Below are 16,717 nucleotides of genomic sequence, written 5' to 3'. Positions count from 1 at the left end.
CGGCCCGACCGCAACAAGCGTCCGCCGGGGTGCACAACAAGATTTGCGTGAAACTGCGCGGGAAAGCGGGTATCAGCTCGTGATGCCGCAGCGAGGCCGTAGCTTGTGCAGTTCTTCACAACCTGTCCCACTGACTCGGAAGGCTGCCCGGTTTACGCTGAGGCCAATCCCAGGTTTCCACGAAGGCGACGCATCGCGCCGCTGAGTCTCGTGCATCCCATAGATCGGTCAGCGTCGACCACAAGGAGATGTGTCATGGTTGCTCCGGCTGTTGTGCGGGGTATCGATCAGGCCCCGACGTCCCATCCGAAACTTCTCGCCTGGGTCCGTGAGGTCGCGGAACTGACCACCCCCGACCGTGTCGTCTGGGTGGACGGGTCCGACGAGGAGTGGCGCCGCCTCACTGACGAGCTGGTCGAGGCCGGCACCCTGATCCGGCTCAACCCGGAGAAGAAGCCCAACTCGTTCTACGCGCGCACCGACCCGACGGACGTCGCCCGGGTCGAGGAGCGCACCTACATCTGTTCCGTCGACGAGGCGGACGCCGGCCCCACCAACAACTGGATGGCGCCGGCCGAGATGAAGCGGACGATGACGGAGCTGTACCGGGGCTCCATGCGCGGTCGCACCATGTACGTCATCCCGTTCGTCATGGGCCCGGTCGAGGCCGAGTCCCCGATGTTCGGTGTCGAGATCACCGACAGCCCGTACGTGGTCGCCTCGATGCGGATCATGACGCGGATGGGCACCCGGGTCCTCGAGGCCATGGGTGACGACGCGGACTTCGTGCACGCGCTGCACTCGATCGGCGCCCCGCTCGCGCCCGGCCAGGAGGATGTCGCCTGGCCGTGCAACGACACCAAGTACATCTCGCACTTCCCGGAGAGCCGGGAGATCTGGTCGTACGGCTCGGGTTACGGCGGCAACTCGCTGCTGGGCAAGAAGTGCTACTCGCTGCGTATCGCCAGCGTGATGGGCCGGGACGAGGGCTGGCTCGCCGAGCACATGCTGATCCTCAAGATCACCTCTCCGGAGGGTCGGGTCTACCACATCGCCGGGGCGTTCCCGTCTGCCTGCGGCAAGACCAACCTCGCCATGGTGGAGCCGACGATTCCCGGCTGGAAGGTCGAGACCATCGGCGACGACATCGCCTGGATGCGGTTCGGCCCGGATGGCCGCCTCTACGCGGTCAACCCCGAGTACGGCCTGTTCGGCGTCGCGCCCGGCACCGACTGGAAGACCAACGCCAACGCCATGCGCACCCTGGACCGGGGCAACTCCGTCTTCACCAACGTCGGCCTCACCGACGACGGCGACGTCTGGTGGGAGGGCATGGGTGAGCCGCCGGCGCACCTGATCGACTGGAAGGGCAACGACTGGACGCCGGAGAGCGACAGCCTGTCCTCCCACGCGAACAGCCGGTTCTGCACCCCGATCACCCAGTGCCCGATCCTCGCCGACGAGTACTTCGACCCGAACGGCGTGCCGATCGACGCGATCCTCTTCGGCGGACGCCGCAAGGACACCGTCCCGCTGGTGACCGAGGCCCGCGACTGGGTGCACGGCGTCTACATGGGCGCGACGCTCTCCTCGGAGACCACCGCCGCCGCGTCCGGCGCCGTTGGCGTGGTCCGACGGGACCCGATGGCGATGCTGCCCTTCATCGGCTACAACGCCGGGGACTACTTCCGGCACTGGATCGAGATGGGCAAGGGCGCCGACGGCGACGAGGCGAAGCTGCCGAAGATCTACTACGTCAACTGGTTCCGCAAGGACCCGGACGGCTCGTTCCTCTGGCCGGGCTTCGGGGAGAACTCCCGGGTGCTCAAGTGGGTCGTCGAGCGGATCGAGGGCACTGCCGACGCGGTGGAGACGCCGGTCGGCATGGTCCCCGCGCCGGACGCCCTGGACGTCGAGGGCCTGGACATGACCCCGGAGGACGTTCGGATCGCACTGAAGGTCGACCCGGACGAGTGGCGTAACGAGCTGCCGATGATCACCGAGTGGTTCGAGAAGTTCGGTGACAAGCTGCCCGGCGTGCTCTGGGCCGAGTTGGACGCGCTGCGCGCGCGCCTCGACGCCGTACAGCCGCAGCGCTAGGTGTGAAGACGGCCCCCTGCGGGCAATGTTGGATCTCATGAGGACGGCCGCCGAGACCCAGGTCCGGCGGCCGTCCGCCGTCCGGGTGCTGACCACCCTGTTGGCGACGACGGCGGCGGCCACCGTCGTGGTCGAACTGCTCAACTGGTGGTACGCCCCGGAGCAGGGTTTCGGGCTGGCCGTACGGACCGGCTGGGCCATGCTGCGCTCGTTCGGTTTCCTGCTGCTGATCGGGCACGTGCGACGGGGTCGTACGGTGGCCCGCCCGTTCGGGCTGATCCTCGCGGTCACCACGATCTTCGCGGTCGGCCGGCTCATCGTGCCCCGGCAGGGGGTGCCACCGCTGCCCGGCCTGCTCGGCTTCGCGATCCTCACGGCGCTCTGTGTCGCGGTGGTCTGGCTGCTCTACCGCTCGTCGGCGTTGGCCGGGCACCTGGTCCGGCACCGTCCCCGCCTCGTCATCGACCGTGACGGCATCTCCTGGCGGGAAACCCCTCCCCGCCGACCGCAGGCCAGCGCCTGGTTGTTGACCAGCCGGGTGGCGGCCTTCACCTACAGCCCGCTGATGCTGGTGCCGGCCCTGGTGGCCGGGGGTTCCATCCTGGATGGTCGGCTGACAGCGGTACCGGCCGTGCTGTTCTGGTTCGGCGCGGGCATCACGGCCAGCTACGCGGTGCTGTTCTGCACAGCGTTCCTGATGCGGGGCAAGGACTGGGCACGTGGCCTGCTGGTCGTCGTCACTGTGGCCGTACTCGCCGTGGACCTGCCGCTGTGCTGGTGGCTGCTCGGCGTGGACGGCCTGGTCCGCGACGGCGCCCCCCTGGTCGCGGCCGCCGGGCTGGCCCTCTACGGCCTACGCCGCGCTGCCCGTGCTCCCGACGCCGCCCAACCGGAACCCCAACCCTGACCGCGGCGCTGCCCACACCGACATCGCTGGGTGCCGGCCCGCCGGCCGACCACGGCCCAGCCCTGCCCATGCCTTCCTTTGCTCTGCACCCCGATAGGCGACAGTCGCGGACGGTAACCGTCGCGTCCGCGGGTGCAGAGCAAAGGGTGGGTGAGACAGGCCGGCCCATTGCGGGAGCGGTCTTTGCGGGCGGGCAGGGGGCAGGATGGCGGGTGGCGTCGGTCACAGTGGCCGGCGTCGGGGCGGCTGCGGAGATCGTCGGGGCGGCCGGCCGCAAGGCCGACCGGGTTGCCCGGCGGGAGCGGCCGCGTCGCGTCGGGCTGGAGGGAGGCGCGCGGTGGGTGACGAGTTCGACGTGGTGGTGGTGGGGGCGGGGCCGGCCGGTGCGGCTGCCGCGCTGACGGCGCGCCGGGCGGGGGCCAGCGTGCTGCTGCTGGACCGGGCCGACTTTCCCCGGGACAAGGCGTGCGGTGACGGGATCGCCGCGCACTCGGTGGACGTGCTCGCCGAGCTGGGGGTGACCGAGGCGGTGGCGGGCTACGCGCCGCTGCCGGCGTTACGCATGATCTCGCCGGGTGGCGGCGCGGTGGCTCGGGCGCTGCCCCGACCCGCGTACACAGTGCCCCGGGAGGTCTTCGACGCGCGGCTGGTGGAGGCCGCCGTGTCCGCCGGCGCCCAGCTGCGTCGGCACACGGTGCGCCAGGTCGAGCCGCGCGCCGACCGGGTGGTGCTCGACGGGCAGGTGTCCGGCCGGGTGGTGATCGGCGCGGACGGCGCCGGCTCGGTGGTACGTCGGGCGCTCGGCCACCCGCAGAACCCCGACCGGCACCTCGCGCTGGCAATCCGGGGGTACGCCCCGGCTCTGCCCGGCCCGTCCGAGCAGCTCATCGTCACCTCGAAGGCGCGCTGGCCGGCGTACGCCTGGTCGTTTCCGATCGGGGACGGCCGGGCGAACGTCGGGTACGGGGAGGTGCTGCGCGGTGAGCCGTTGAGCCGCGCGTACCTGCTGGACCGGCTGGCCGCGCTGCTGCCCGGCACCGACCTGGCGACAGTTACCGCGTTGCGCGCCCATCACCTGCCGCTCTCCACCCACCGGCCGTCGCCGGGGCGGGGGCGCACGTTGCTGGCCGGGGACGCGCTGTCACTGATCAATCCGTTCACCGGGGAGGGGATCTTCTACGCGCTGCTCTCCGGCGCGCTCGCCGGGTCGGCGGCGGCCCGGTCGCCCGAGGGCGCGGCTGGCCGCTACGCCCACGGGTTGCGTAGTCGCCTCGGCACGCACCTGCGGCACAGCTCGGTCGCGGCCTGGTTGGCCCGGCGACGCCGGGTGGTGGACGCGGCGGTCCGGGCGGCCCGTCGGGACGACCGGGTGTTCTACGACGTGGTCGAGCTGGGACTGGGTGACGGACGCCTCACCGCTCGTACGCTCGCAATGATCGGCATCGGTCTGGGTGGCGGGGATGGGGCTCCGAGGCAGTGAACGGGCTGAAGGGTCGCTACGCTGCTAGGTGATGACGCTGCGGAACCTTATCTACTCCGTGTACGAGCGCCGGCTCACGGCGAAGCTCGCGGGTAAGCCGGTGCCCCGACACGTCGGGGTGATGTGCGACGGCAACCGCCGATGGGCGAGGGAGATGGGCTTCGTCGACCCGAACGACGGGCACCGGGTTGGCGCGGCGAAGATCAAGCATGTCCTCGGCTGGTGTGACCAGGCCGGTGTCGGGCACGTGACCCTCTACCTGCTGGCCACCGACAACCTGCGCCGTCCAGCCAGTGAGCTGGACCCTCTCCTCAAGATCATTGAGGATCTGGTGGTGGAGTTGGCCGAGGAGGGCAACCCCTGGCGGCTGCGCATCGTGGGGGCGCTCGACCTGCTGCCGGCGCAGACTGCGGCGGCACTCAAGGGCGCCGAGGAGCGCACCCGCGAGCGCACCGGCGGCGCGGAGGTCAACATCGCGGTGGGCTACGGCGGTCGCCGGGAGATCACCGACGCGGTCCGTTCGCTGCTGCTGGAGCACGCCGCCACCGGCGGCACGATCGAGGAGTTGGCCGAGGTGCTGGACGTCGAGCACATCGCCGAGCACCTCTACACCCGGGGCCAGCCGGATCCGGACCTGGTCATCCGTACCAGCGGCGAGCAGCGGCTGTCCGGGTTCATGCTCTGGCAGTCCGCGCACTCGGAGTTCTACTTCTGCGAACTCAACTGGCCGGATTTCCGGCACATCGACTTCCTGCGGGCCCTGCGCTCGTACGCCACCAGGCAACGCCGCTACGGCGCCTGACCCGGCGGCGACGCCGTTGGTCGCCGCCGGGGCCTGGCAGTTCAGGGCAGGTGGGTCAGCGCCCGCGTGAGGAAGTCGCCCAGGGCGGCCGGCGACTCGATCGTGAGGTCGGCGGCGTTCGCCACCTCCTGGCCGGTCTCCGGGTTGGCCACCGCCACACAGACGCCGAGGAAGTCCGGGTCGGCGGCGGCGCGAGCGCGCAGCGCGGCGAAGGCCTTGATGTCGGAGACGTCGTCGCCGAAGTACCAGGCGCCGGTGGCGCCCTTGATCGCCTCACCGATCACCATGCCCTTGTCCCGGTCGACCGGGGGCTTGAGCTCGAGCACCATCCGCCCGGCCTGCGACCGCAACCCGAGGCGGTCGGCCTGCGCCTGCCCCCACTGCTGCACTGTCGAGCCGAGTTGCGGGGCGGTACGCCAGTGCAGCGCGACCGAGAGTCGCTTGTACTCCACAAGCGTGCCCGGTGGCAGCTCCGCCCGAGCCAGGTCGGCCAGCTCCGCCATGGTCGGCACCCACGGCAGCGCGGCCGGTTCGGTGACCGTCTCACCGCCGGAGTGGCTGTGTTCCAGCCCGTAGAGGCCGTAGAGGTCCACGCCGACGAGCCCGCCGAGCTGATCCCGAAGGAACTCGACGGGTCGGGCGGACACGATCGCGACCCGCTGCACGATCGGGGCGAGCGCCTCGATCGCGGCCAACGCCTTGGGAGCCGGGCGTACCGCGGTCGGATCGTCGTCGACGGGCGCGAGCGTGCCGTCGAAGTCGAAGAAGAGCACGGTCCCGGCCGCCCGACCGGCGGTTGTCCGCCAGGCCTGGTCGGCGTTCAACGGGGTCCTCGGCTGCTGATTTCCCAGATTCAACGGCGGCACGCGCGTCAGCGTACCCCGGCGATCCAGGCTCATTCCTGGCCGAGTGGACCCGTTGAGCGGTAGGCGATCAGCGTTCGGCGGCTCCTCGTCCGCGCCGGCCGAACGGCACCACCGCCGCATCCTGGCCGTGGCTCAACAGGTAGCCCTCCACGAATCCGGTGTTGCGATCGCCGGTGTGGTTCTCGATCTCGTTGAGCCGTGCCACCAGGAACTCGGTGAGCGCGCTGATCCGGTTGTTCAGACGCTCCTGCAGCTCGGCGACGACGGCCACGACGACCGCGGTGCCGGCGGTGATGAGCGCAAAGAGGTTGACGAGCAGCGGAAGCTGCCCGCCGTCGACCGCGAGGGTCACTGTGTTGCCGGTCGCCCACAGTGTCATCGACACCGTTGCGACCACGACTGCCAACCACTTCAGGGTCATGGACAGACCCCTCCTTCTGTCCCGCAGGGCTGGGTTCGGCCTTGTCCCGTCCCCCCGCCGATGACGAGCCCAAGCAGTACGAATAGGGACGCTAGCGTGCCCGTTCCAGCCCCGGAGGCAAACGAATGAACCTGACCAGGCGTTCTTTCGCTATCTGAGGAACTAGCCTGCCTGATTGCCCCTTTTTCGGACATCGACCGGCAACGTTGGGCGGTATGCGAGGTATCTGATGGTTTCCCGGATGTGGAACTTCTCCGCGTCCGACACCTGCGGATCGACCAGGCGGCGCAGCAACGCCTCCACGTCGGGGTCCATCGGAGGGGCGGCCTGGCCGGTGCGGGGGCCGGTCGCGGTGCGGTCCCAGCCGAGCGCGGCGAAGGCGGCGGCCGGGTTCAACCCCAGGCCCTCGCAGAAGGCGACCACCCGTTCGGCCTCCGGGTCGCTGGCCCAGTCGCCCCGCACCCAACGGTTGATGGTCTGCCGGGAGACGCCGGTGCGCCGGGACACCTCGGTGCCGCTCCAGGCTCGGGTCGCCCGTGCCTCGTCCAGGGCTCGCCGGACGAAGGTGGCGAAGGCGATCTTCCGCGCATTGGCCGTCTCGGTCACTCCGTGACGGTACGGCCAGCCGAGTGCGGGTGCGTGCCCCGGCTCGCCACTGTCACGCGGACGTGACGAGGGGTTCGGATTTCCGGTAAACGAGTCAGTGCCACTGTTGAGGGGTGTCACGCGGGCAGAATAGATGAACGTAGTGGCAAACGTAAGCGGACGAAAAGCTGATACTGTCACGCCCATGGGACAATCTACGGTGTGTCACGTGCATGAGACGATTGGTGCTCACATGCGTCACGCCCCCGGTGCCAGGGGGTCGTGGTGACCGAGCTCGCCACCCGCGCCCAGGCCTTCGGGCTGATCGCCGAGGGGGTCGCCGCGGGGCTGACCGCCCCCTGGCGCCTCTACCTCGCCCGAGGCTGCCGCTACCTGTCATTGAGCGTCGGCGATCGTGCCGAGTGGAACGCCTGGCGTACCCATCTCGGCTGCCCTGAGCTGAGCGTCCGGGTCTACGACGCCGGCGGCGAGATCCGCCGGTCCTCGGTGGCCGAAGTCGTGCTGGACGGCTGCCGGATCAGCGTCGAGCTGGTCGAGGAGGTCAGCACCGACGACCTGGACCGGCTGCTCGTCGCCGACCCCACCACGATCGAGCCGGAGGAGCGATGACCTGGCGTCCCGGCTGGGCCGGAGCTGCCCGATGAGCCCGTTCCTCGCGGTGTTCCTCGTCCTGGTGCTCGGCGCCACCAGCTACGCGGCCGGGCGGTTGCACGGTCAGCTCAGCTACCGCATCGGCTACCGCTTCGGTTACCGGCAGGGCTACTTCGACGGTGACCGGGGCGCCTGGAACCGGCGTCGTCGGGACGCCCAGGCGGCGATCGCCTCGGCCCTGTCGGTCTCGCCTGCGGGGGTGGTCCGCTCCGCCGGGGTGGTCGAACGCCCCGGCACCACGTACACCGGCTCGTCGTTCAGCGCGCCGGCCGCACCGATCACCGGGCGGCACCCGACCGGCACGCTCGTCCGACGTACCGGTTGACGTCGGTCGGCGAGGTCACCTCGCCGACCGGCACCACGAACGCGGTGCGTCGTCCGCGGCGGACACGCACCGTCGGGGTCACGTCAGACCGGTGACGGTGGCCCCACCGGCCGGGATGCGCGCAGGGGGCATGCATCCCGGCCGGTTCCGCCGCGTTCTCCACCTGCCCCAGGGCTGGCCGGAGCGCCGTTCACGAGCACGTCTTGGGAGATCCACGTTCGGCCACTAGCCGGGAAGGTCCGGCGGGGCTAGCGTCTAGGCATGGCACGGGGTTCTCCCGAGCCAGCCGGTCCGCCCGGATCTGCGACCTCGCGCATGGGGTTCCGCATCCGACCCCGTGTCCCCGGGCACCGGAGGAGGCGGAACACGGGTGGCGGGTGCCCATCCGTCGGAGCAGGCCTGTGACGACTCGCCGTACCACCGCCGGTGCCGACCAGACCCCGGCCGCGACTGCCACGACCCGCCGCGCCACCAGGAGCCGCCGTTCGGCGGCCGCCGCGCCGGCCGACCCCAAGGAGCCACGACCAGCCGGCCAGGCCTTCGTCCTGGACACGTCGGTGCTGCTCTCCGATCCGGCGGCGTTCCACCGGTTCGCGGAGCACGAAGTGGTGCTACCTCTGGTGGTCATCACCGAGCTGGAGGGCAAGCGGCACCATCCAGAGCTGGGCTGGTTCGCCCGGCAGTCGCTGCGGATGCTCGACGACCTGCGGGTCCGGCACGGCCGGCTCGACCGTCCGGTGCCCGCCAACGACGTCGGCGGCACCCTGCGGGTGGAGCTCAACCACACCGACGACGGTGTCCTGCCGCCCGGGTTCCGCACCGAGAGCAACGACGCCCGGATCCTCTCCGTCGCGCTCAACCTCGCCGGCGAGGGGCGGGAGGTGACCCTGGTCAGCAAGGACATGCCGCTGCGGGTCAAGGCGGCCTCGGTGGGCCTGCGCGCCGACGAGTACCGCCACGGCCAGGCCAGCGACCCGACCTGGACCGGCATGTCGGAGATGCAGTTGAGCGAGGAGCAGATCGGCCAGCTGTACGCGGGCGAGACGCTCGACCTCGACGAGGCGGCCGGGCTGCCCTGCCACACCGGCCTGGTGCTGCACTCGGCGCGTGGCTCCGCGCTCGGTCGGGTGCTGCCGGACAAGTCGGTGCGGCTGGTCCGGGGCGACCGGGAGGCGTTCGGGCTGCACGGCCGCTCCGCCGAACAGCGGATCGCTCTCGACCTGCTGCTGGACGAGTCGATCGGGATCGTCTCGCTGGGTGGCCGGGCCGGCACCGGAAAGTCGGCGCTGGCGCTCTGCGCCGGGCTGGAGGCGGTGATGGAGCGCCGCCGGCACAAGAAGGTCATCGTGTTCCGCCCGCTGTACGCCGTCGGCGGGCAGGAGTTGGGCTACCTGCCGGGCTCGGAGTCGGAGAAGATGTCGCCGTGGGCCCAGGCGGTCTTCGACACGCTCGGCGCCGTGGTGCACGAGAACGTGCTGGAGGAGGTCACCTCGCGGGGCATCCTGGAGGTGCTGCCGCTGACCCACATCCGGGGGCGCAGCCTGCACGACGCCTACGTGATCGTGGACGAGGCCCAGTCGTTGGAGCGCGGGGTGCTGTTGACAGTGCTGTCCCGGATCGGGCAGGGCTCCCGGGTGGTGCTCACCCACGACGTGGCCCAGCGGGACAATCTGCGGGTCGGCCGGCACGACGGGGTGACGGCCGTCATCGAGGCGCTCAAGGGCCATCCGCTCTTCGCGCACGTCACCCTCAGCCGTTCGGAGCGGTCGCCGATCGCCGCGATGGTGACCGACCTCCTGGAGGACATCCCAATCTGACGGTGCTTATGTGGGACTTTGTCCGCATTTTACGTGTGGCGCAGATCACAAACGGCCCGGTTGGTTTCCCATCAGCCTCACTGTGCGCAATCGTGTCCCACGAGCGTCCACGCACCACGGGAATCGTTGGTGATCGTTCGTCCTGAAACGGACGACATCGGCGACGGTAGGTGCGGCGGCGCGACCGGCAACCGGTCGGGGCGCTCGTGGCACGGCTGACGGCCCACCTGTGGTCTGCGCCGCGCCACGTCCTTGCTCCCGACGAAGGGACCACTTCGTGAGTCGGCTGTGGAGCCGGTTGGGCGCCCGTACGGCTGCCGTAGCGCTGCTCTCCGTGGGCGTTGCCGGTGGCTTCTACCTGGGCGAAGACCGGGAAACCCAGCAACAGGGTCTGACCGATCAGGTCAGCCTCGAGGTCGACCGGGCCGACCTCGCGTACCAGCGCGAGCGGCAGGCCGCCCACCAGGTGCAGCTCTCCAAGCAGCGGGCCGCCGAGTACCAGGCCAAGCTGCGGGCGGCGCAGGCCGCCAAGGAAGCCGCCGAGCGGGCCCGCCGGGCCGAAGCCGCCGCGGCGTCCCGCAAACGCGAGCGCGCCGCCGCCAACGAGGCCGCCAAGCCGTACGACGGGCCGATCCCGGCGTCCTGCGCCGAGTACAGCGGGAACCGCAAGACCGGCTGCGCGCTGATGATCAGCGCGGGGTTCGGGATCGCCGAGTTCCCCTGTCTGGAGAAGCTCTGGACCAAGGAGAGCGGCTGGAACCACAAGGCCAGCAACTCCTCGTCCGGTGCGTACGGCATTCCCCAGTCGTTGCCGGGCAGCAAGATGGGCTCCGTCGCGTCCGACTGGCGGACCAACCCGGCCACGCAGATCAAGTGGGGGTTGGGCTACATCAAGGGCAGGTACAAGACGCCCTGCGGCGCATGGACCTTCTTCCAGAACAACAACCACTACTGACGGCTGTCGAAGGCGGGGCAGGTGACTCTCCACCGCCCCGCCTTCGCACGTACGTCGAACGGGACGTGAGTGGCGGTCGGCCGCTTTTGCTGATAGCAGTTGTGGAGTGACCCTGCACCCGTCAAGCGGCGACCCGTACCGGTTCGGCACCGAGGCGTTCTACGCCGCGCTCGGCCGGGCGTTCGTCGCCATGTGTGCGGTGGTCCCGTTCCTCTTCCTCATCGAGGCCGTCGACCAGGGGCTCGCCTTCGGTCTGGACGCCACCGCCGGCATCATCCCGCAACGCATCGACGGGCTGGATGGGGTCTTCTTCTCCCCGTTCCTGCACCACGGCTTCGACCACCTCTACAGCAACAGCATCCCGCTGATCCTGCTGGGCACCTTCGTCCTCGCCGCCGGCGCCCGCCGGTTCCTCTGGTCGACCCTGGTCATCATCCTGGTCAGCGGGCTCGGTGTGTGGTTCACCGGCTCACCCAACTCGGTGGTGGTCGGCGCCAGCGGCGTCATCTTCGGCTACCTGGGCATCCTGCTCACCCGGGGCATCGTCGAGCGCAGCTGGTGGAACTTCGCGGTCTTCCTCCTGGTCGGTCTGCTCTACGGCTGGCAGTTGGTCGGCATCCTCCCCACCGACGAGCGGATCTCCTGGCAGGGCCACCTGTTCGGCCTGCTCGGCGGGGTGGTGGCGGCGATCCTGTTCCGTCGGCGGCGACCGAGTGTGGACGGCCCGGACTACTCGGGTTCCCCACTCAGCCTGCCCTGAGGCGATTCTCCGGCGCGCCTCTGGGACATGCTTGCCCGACCGTCACCATCCGCCTACGGTCGAGATCAGCACGCGTTGATCCGTGAGCGGAAAGCGACGGTACGCCATGCGCGAGGTCGATGTCGCCGTGATCGGGGCCGGTCCGGCCGGCCTCTTCGCCGCGTACTACGCCGGGTTCCGGGGGCTGTCGGTGGCGGTGATCGATGCGTTGCCCGAGCCGGGCGGCCAGGTCACCGCCATGTACCCGGAGAAGCTGATCCTCGACGTCGCCGGCTTTCCCGCGGTCAAGGGCCGTGACCTGGTGGCCAACCTGGTGGCCCAGGCGGCCCCGTTCAATCCGCAGTACCTGCTCGGCACCCGGGCGGAGAAGCTCTCGTACGCCGACGGCAACCCGGTGCTCGGCCTGGCCGGTGGCGAGCAGCTCGCCTGCGGCGCGATCGTGGTCACCGGTGGGCTCGGCAGCTTCAGCCCTCGGCCGTTGCCGTGCGCCGACGGCGCCCCCGGCTCGGGGATCGTCTACTTCGTGACCGAGCCGACCGAGTTGACCGATCGGGACGTGCTGATCGTCGGTGGCGGCGACTCCGCCTTCGACTGGGCGCTGGCCCTGCAACCGCTGGCCCGGTCGGTGACCCTCGTGCATCGGCGGGAGAAGTTCCGGGCCCACGCCTCGACGGTCGCCCGGGTGCTCTCCCTGCCGGTGCGGGTCGTGGTCAACGCCGAGGTCACCAGGTTGCTCGGGGACAGCGCGGTGACCGGCGCCGAGGTGGCAGTGCGCGGCGGGGCGACCGAGACGTTGCCGGTGGACACCGTGGTGGCCGCCCTCGGCTTCACCGCCGACCTGGGCCCCCTCGCCGAGTGGGGGCTACAACTGGACCGCCGGCACATCCTGGTGGACAGCGCCATGGCCACCAACCTGCCCCGGGTCTTCGCGGCGGGTGACATCACCGAATACCCGGGCAAGGTCCGGCTGATCGCCACCGGCTTCGGTGAGGCGGCGACGGCCGTCAACAACGCGGCGGTGGCCATCGACCCGAGCGCCCACCTGTTCCCCGGGCACTCCTCCGACGCCGGCTGACCGTCGGTATCGGACCCAGACCGACCTGAGTCCGGATCGAGACGGCTCGACCGGATCCTGTGAGGATGACGGGTTCCGCGACACCGCAGGACGGCGCACCCATCACGTTGTCCTGGCTCTGCCATCCCGCCACGGTGCTCGCGCTGGTCCTGCTGCTGGTCAACGACCATGTGCTGAAGGCGGCCCACCCCGGCCTGGTGACCGGCAAGCTGAGCGACGTTGCCGGCCTGGTGCTCGCTCCACCGCTGGTCGCGGTGCTGCTGACCCTCCTGGTGTCACGGCTGCCGGCCCGGGCCGCCGCGCTGGCCGGCCTGGTCACGGTGGGCGCCGGGTTCGCTGTCGTCAAATCCAGCGGGTACGCGGCCGAACTCGCCTCCTCGGCCTGGACCGTGCTGGCCGGGCCGTCGCTGGTCCGGGCCGACTTGACCGACCTGCTCACTCTGCCGGCTCTCGGCCTGGCCTGGTGGAGCTGGACCCGCTCGCGTCACCGCCCGGTGCGTCGACGCACCGCCCGGCTGGTCCGGCTGCTGGTGGTGCTGCCACCGGCGGTGCTGGCGGTGGCCGGGACAAGCGTGGTGCGCTACCCCTACGCCGTGGGCACCGCCCTGCTCGACGGTCAGCCGGCGATCTCGATCGGCTCGGGCTACGACGACCGGAGCTGGCCGGCCAAGCCGGCCGACGGCAGGTGGTCGGTAAGTGCGGACGGGGGGACCACCTGGCGACCCGCCGGGGCCGCCGAGGAACAGCGGTTGTCCGGCCCGAACGTCGGGCAGCGGCAGGCGTGCGTGCCGACCGAGCCGCAGCGGTGCTACCGGGCGGTCCGCGGTCACCTGCGGGTGGAGCAGAGCGACGACGCCGGTGCGACGTGGCGGGTGGCCTGGGAGGTGTCGGACGCGCGCCGCGAGGCGTTTGCCCGTCGATTCGACAGTCCGGGCGACATCCGTCGACACTTCGCCTCCCGTGATCTGATCGTCTATCCCGTCGCCGACGGCGGCCATGAGGTGCTTGTCGCCAACGGCCGCGACGGCCTCCTGCGCCGAGGGTCGGACGGCGGCTGGCGACGTGCCGGCTTCCCCAGCGAGCGGGACACCCCGGACGTCCGCTCGGACGATCCACCCGTACTCGGCCCCGGTGGACCCGGCGACCGCGACACCGACGTCTTTCTCGCCTTCGCGCTCTCGCTGACCCTCGGTGTCACTGTCACCCTGCTCGCCGCCCACCTGGCGATCCGGCGCGGCAAAGGCCCACGCTGGTGGTCAGTCGCCGGCAGCGGGGTGATGCTGACCGCGGGGATCGTGCTGGCCTTGGCCTGGGAGCGCAACGACGACTACTCGACGTTCAACGCCCTGCTGGTCGTCGTTCTGCCAGCCTGTCTCCTGACGGCGGTGAGCCTGGTCGTCCGAGCCTCCTACCAGGGGGCAACGGGTCGGTGGATCGGAGGGGCGCTGGCCGGGCTCCTGCTCACCGTCGTCCTGGCCGGGCTGCCGCTCGTCGGTTGGCTGCACGGCACCCCACCACAGACCCGGTTCGCGGTGGCGCTCGCCCTGTTGGGCACGGTGCCGGGCGTGCTGTTGGCCATCCGGATCGCCGGGCTGGTCGACCCGGCCCGCGCGTTCGAGAACAGGTACCCGCCGCGCCCGCCCTACCCGAATGCGTCCTACCCTCCGCGCCTGCCGGCGGTGCCTGATCCGCCCTACCCGAACGCCCCCTACCCTTCGCGCCCGCCGGAGGCGCCTGACCCGCCCACGCCATCGCAGCTCCGGCCGCCCTACCCGTCGCAGCTCCCACCGGGCTGAGCGTCAGGCGCGGAGCCGCCAGCGCGGGTTTGGTCCGGTGCGTGGGGCGCTCAGCGCGCGGGTCGGTCGGCGCGGGGGGCCGGTGGCGCCAGCGCGGCGACCAGCACGGCCACCATGGTCAGCGCCGCCCCGAGCAGGGTGTTCACACCGGGGTGCGAGGCCGCCGTGGGCAGGATCAGGTCCAGCAGGACAGCGCCCACGATCTGCCCGGCGATGGTGGCCAGCCCGAGCAGCAGCACACCGGTGAAGCGCACGATCGCCGCGGCGATCGCGATGAACACGATGCCGATCGGGCCGCCCAGGTAGAGCCACGGCTCGGTCGGCAGTTGGCCACCGGGCCAGCCGCGTACCGCGATGTCGATCGCGAACGCGACGAGCAGGGTGACAGTGCCGACGGCGAAGTTGACGAGCGTGGCGGTCAACGCGCTGTCGGCCGCCGCCCGGACCCGACCGTTGACGGCCTGCTGCCAGGCGATGCCCACACCGGCGAGCAGCGGCAGCAGGGCGAGCGCCAGCGCGCCCGGGTCGCCAAGTCGGTCGCCGACCGCCAGGCCGACAGCCAGCACGGTGAGCACCGCGCCGGCCAGCCGCTGCCGGGTGACCGGCTGTCGGCCGGTCGGCCCGATCCCCGCCCGGTCCACGGCGAGGCTGCTCCCGCTCTGGCCGGCCACCACCGCCACTGTGAAGACCGCCACGCCCAACGTGCCGATGGTGAGCCCCTGGGTGGCGACCAGGAACGCCCCGCACATGCCGCCGAGGCACTGCCACGGCCGCAGCGTGCCCGTCCGCAGGGCCTGCCGCGTCGCGGCCAGCCCTCGCCGACCACCGGGGGTCGCGGGCACCAGCACCAGCAGCACCAGCAGGCCGACGCCGAACGAGACCACCGCGGCGGCGAAACCGTCGTCGAGGCGTACCCCCAGCTCGCCGTTGATGCGTGACTGCACCGCCACCGCGACCCCGGAGGCCGACGCGAGCGCGACGCCGGTGATCCGGCGCGCGGCCGACAGGGTCTGCGGGGTCGCCGTGTCGGCCGCTGTCACTCCTGCTCGGCCAGCGGACGACCATCGAAGTCGACAGCGGAGTAGAGCGCCAGCTTCTCCAACCGGTGGTACGAGTCGATCACTCGGATCGTGCCGCTCTTCGAGCGCATCACGATCGACTGGGTGTACGCGCCACCCGCCCGGTAGCGCACCCCGCGCAGCAGGTCGCCGGAGGTGACCCCGGTCGCCACGAAGAAGCAGTTGTCGCCGGTGACAAGATCATCGGTGCCCAGCACCCGGTCCAGGTCGTGCCCGGCGGCGATCGCCTTCTCCCGCTCCTGCTCGTCGCGCGGCCAGAGCTTGGCCTGCATCGCCCCGCCCATGCACTTCAGCGCGCACGCGGAGATGATGCCCTCCGGGGTGCCGCCGATGCCCATCAGCACGTCGACGTCCGACTCGCCCCGGGCCGCCGCGATGGATCCCGCGATGTCACCGTCGGAGATGAACCGGATCCCCGCCCCGGTCCGGCGGATCTGCGCGACCAGGTCGTCGTGGCGGCTCCGGTCGAGTACGCAGACGGTCACCTCGGAGACGTCGGTGCCCTTGACCTTGGCGATGCGGCGCAGGTTCTCCGCCACACCGGCGTTGATGTCGATCACGTCGGCGTACGCCGGCCCGACGGCGAGCTTCTCCATGTAGAACACGGCGCTGGGGTCGAACATCGCACCCCGCTCGGAGACGGCGAGGACCGCCACGGCGTTCGGCATGCCCTTGCTCATCAGGGTGGTGCCGTCCACCGGGTCGACGGCGACGTCCACCTCCGGGCCGGTGCCGTCGCCGACGTGTTCGCCGTTGAAGAGCATCGGGGCGTTGTCCTTCTCGCCCTCGCCGATCACCACCACGCCGCGCATCTGGATCGAGTTGATCAGCTTGCGCATCGCGTCGACAGCGGCCCCGTCGCCGCCCTCCTTGTCGCCTCGACCGACCCACCGGCCGGCGGCCATCGCCGCGGCCTCGGTGACCCGGACCAGGTCGAGGGCAAGGTTTCGGTCGAGATCCTGCGGGATCCGCGTCCTGGTGTTCGTCATGACGGCTACTCCTCCTCGCGACGGTGCGGGGACGGCCGGCGGCGGGGAAGCCCCCACTGCCGGCTTTGTCGCTGATCCTCACACGATG

At 71.1% G+C, this 16,717-nt stretch carries 16 protein-coding genes; 11 read left to right on the top strand and 5 right to left on the bottom strand.

What is annotated here, in order from left to right:
* The first annotated feature begins 255 nt into the window (after window positions 1-255).
* The 4 genes from OH804_RS23795 to OH804_RS23780 all read left to right on the top strand — a co-directional run bounded on the left by OH804_RS23795 (window position 256) and on the right by OH804_RS23780 (window position 5,289).
* On the top strand, window positions 256-2,100 hold the full coding sequence (locus tag OH804_RS23795; protein WP_196921054.1) for a phosphoenolpyruvate carboxykinase (GTP): 1,845 nt from the start codon (window positions 256-258) through the stop codon (window positions 2,098-2,100).
* Between the two features lie 37 nt (window positions 2,101-2,137).
* Window positions 2,138-3,007: a hypothetical protein gene (locus OH804_RS23790; protein ID WP_406059602.1), complete on the top strand. Its 870-nt coding sequence runs from the start codon at window positions 2,138-2,140 to the stop codon at window positions 3,005-3,007.
* 337 nt (window positions 3,008-3,344) lie between these two features.
* Window positions 3,345-4,487, top strand: coding sequence for a geranylgeranyl reductase family protein (locus tag OH804_RS23785; protein WP_406059600.1), 1,143 nt, complete (start codon window positions 3,345-3,347; stop codon window positions 4,485-4,487).
* Between the two features lie 31 nt (window positions 4,488-4,518).
* The gene (locus OH804_RS23780) at window positions 4,519-5,289 is read left to right on the top strand and encodes an isoprenyl transferase (RefSeq protein WP_196921057.1); all 771 of its coding nucleotides are present in this window, start codon (window positions 4,519-4,521) and stop codon (window positions 5,287-5,289) included.
* Between the two features lie 41 nt (window positions 5,290-5,330).
* Here the strand turns inward: OH804_RS23780 and otsB are convergent, their stop codons facing one another.
* The 3 genes from otsB to OH804_RS23765 all read right to left on the bottom strand — a co-directional run bounded on the left by otsB (window position 5,331) and on the right by OH804_RS23765 (window position 7,182).
* On the bottom strand, window positions 5,331-6,155 hold the full coding sequence (gene otsB / locus OH804_RS23775; RefSeq protein WP_196921058.1) for a trehalose-phosphatase: 825 nt from the start codon (window positions 6,153-6,155) through the stop codon (window positions 5,331-5,333).
* A gap of 67 nt (window positions 6,156-6,222) precedes the next feature.
* Window positions 6,223-6,576, bottom strand: a complete 354-nt coding sequence (locus tag OH804_RS23770; protein WP_196921059.1) for a hypothetical protein — start codon at window positions 6,574-6,576, stop codon at window positions 6,223-6,225.
* A gap of 162 nt (window positions 6,577-6,738) precedes the next feature.
* The gene (locus OH804_RS23765) at window positions 6,739-7,182 is read right to left on the bottom strand and encodes an XRE family transcriptional regulator (protein ID WP_030328859.1); all 444 of its coding nucleotides are present in this window, start codon (window positions 7,180-7,182) and stop codon (window positions 6,739-6,741) included.
* 264 nt (window positions 7,183-7,446) lie between these two features.
* On the opposite strand from OH804_RS23765, the gene OH804_RS23760 reads away from it, so the two are divergent.
* The 7 genes from OH804_RS23760 to OH804_RS23730 all read left to right on the top strand — a co-directional run bounded on the left by OH804_RS23760 (window position 7,447) and on the right by OH804_RS23730 (window position 14,561).
* Window positions 7,447-7,791 (top strand): hypothetical protein, encoded by a 345-nt coding sequence (locus OH804_RS23760; protein ID WP_030328857.1) that lies wholly within the window; start codon window positions 7,447-7,449, stop codon window positions 7,789-7,791.
* Window positions 7,792-7,822: 31 nt separating this feature from the next.
* Window positions 7,823-8,158 carry a hypothetical protein gene (locus tag OH804_RS23755; RefSeq protein ID WP_196921060.1) on the top strand — a complete coding sequence of 112 codons (336 nt, stop codon included), beginning with the start codon at window positions 7,823-7,825 and terminating at the stop codon, window positions 8,156-8,158.
* Between the two features lie 401 nt (window positions 8,159-8,559).
* The gene (locus OH804_RS23750; RefSeq protein WP_196921061.1) at window positions 8,560-9,975 is read left to right on the top strand and encodes a PhoH family protein; all 1,416 of its coding nucleotides are present in this window, start codon (window positions 8,560-8,562) and stop codon (window positions 9,973-9,975) included.
* Between the two features lie 277 nt (window positions 9,976-10,252).
* Window positions 10,253-10,930, top strand: coding sequence for a lytic transglycosylase domain-containing protein (locus tag OH804_RS23745; protein ID WP_406059596.1), 678 nt, complete (start codon window positions 10,253-10,255; stop codon window positions 10,928-10,930).
* Between the two features lie 106 nt (window positions 10,931-11,036).
* Window positions 11,037-11,690 (top strand): rhomboid family intramembrane serine protease, encoded by a 654-nt coding sequence (locus tag OH804_RS23740; protein WP_196921063.1) that lies wholly within the window; start codon window positions 11,037-11,039, stop codon window positions 11,688-11,690.
* A 106-nt stretch (window positions 11,691-11,796) separates the two neighbouring features.
* Window positions 11,797-12,765: an NAD(P)/FAD-dependent oxidoreductase gene (locus tag OH804_RS23735; RefSeq protein ID WP_406066647.1), complete on the top strand. Its 969-nt coding sequence runs from the start codon at window positions 11,797-11,799 to the stop codon at window positions 12,763-12,765.
* Between the two features lie 65 nt (window positions 12,766-12,830).
* Complete coding sequence (locus OH804_RS23730) at window positions 12,831-14,561, top strand: hypothetical protein (protein WP_406059594.1); 1,731 nt, start codon at window positions 12,831-12,833, stop codon at window positions 14,559-14,561.
* A gap of 50 nt (window positions 14,562-14,611) precedes the next feature.
* Here the strand turns inward: OH804_RS23730 and OH804_RS23725 are convergent, their stop codons facing one another.
* Window positions 14,612-15,601, bottom strand: coding sequence for a DMT family transporter (locus tag OH804_RS23725; protein WP_307788584.1), 990 nt, complete (start codon window positions 15,599-15,601; stop codon window positions 14,612-14,614).
* Window positions 15,598-16,629, bottom strand: a complete 1,032-nt coding sequence (gene glpX / locus OH804_RS23720) for a class II fructose-bisphosphatase (RefSeq protein ID WP_091394313.1) — start codon at window positions 16,627-16,629, stop codon at window positions 15,598-15,600. Before glpX ends, OH804_RS23725 begins: the two co-directional genes overlap by 4 nt.
* Between the last annotated feature and the right edge of the window lie 88 nt (window positions 16,630-16,717).

Origin of the sequence: Micromonospora sp. NBC_00860 (assembly GCF_045207375.1) — a bacterium.
GTDB lineage: Bacteria > Actinomycetota > Actinomycetes > Mycobacteriales > Micromonosporaceae > Micromonospora > Micromonospora vinacea.
The sequence above is the reverse complement of the archived record's forward strand: the minus strand, read 5'-3'. Positions and strand labels throughout refer to the sequence as shown.